Source organism: Xanthomonas pisi DSM 18956 (genome assembly GCF_001010415.1).
Classification (GTDB): domain Bacteria; phylum Pseudomonadota; class Gammaproteobacteria; order Xanthomonadales; family Xanthomonadaceae; genus Xanthomonas; species Xanthomonas pisi.
In genome coordinates this window covers 1-533 of the sequence record NZ_JPLE01000214.1, presented here as the reverse complement: position 1 = coordinate 533, position 533 = coordinate 1, and the positions used below count along the sequence as shown (strand labels likewise).

The following is a 533-nucleotide window of genomic DNA, read 5'->3' as shown; positions in this document are numbered from 1 at the left end:
GATTGTCCACCAGGCCAATAGAAAAAATATCTGCCGCTTCAATCTGCTCAAAGCTTGTCGCATCACCGCCAAAAAAGTGACGGTCATGTGTCGGAGGCAGTACATCGTTGATCATGATTTTTTTGAATTCAGGGTGCTCCGCTGTCGGCAGAATAGTGTCGTCAGCAACAAAATCACCACGAGCTCCAGCAAGATGCACTATCGCACACTGGTCCTGCAGGTCATTAAAGTACGTCCCCAGAAGCGTTCTGGCTGAGGATGCCAGGTTAAACTTCGTGCGCTGCTGACTCATACGTCCGCCTGCATCCACCAGGTGACGTCCCTGATTGATTTTCAGGGAGAAGTCAGCATGGCTGAGATCCTCACCACGACCTTCAACACGCTCATCTCCCATCGTCGGACGTTTTGAGAGTTTGTGCATGATGCTGAAGGTCACTTCATCACCGGCCTGTTTGTTAAGGTCTGTGATACGGACAACCGGCGCACCCGCGCTGGTCTGCTTCGTGCTTTTCTTGTCCGGCGAAACCGCTTTT

General features: G+C 51.6%; 1 protein-coding gene. It reads right to left on the bottom strand.

Going from position 1 to position 533, the window contains the following annotated elements:
* On the bottom strand, positions 1-533 hold a 533-nt coding region (locus tag Y887_RS17760; RefSeq protein ID WP_046965613.1), incomplete at both ends, for a phage capsid family protein.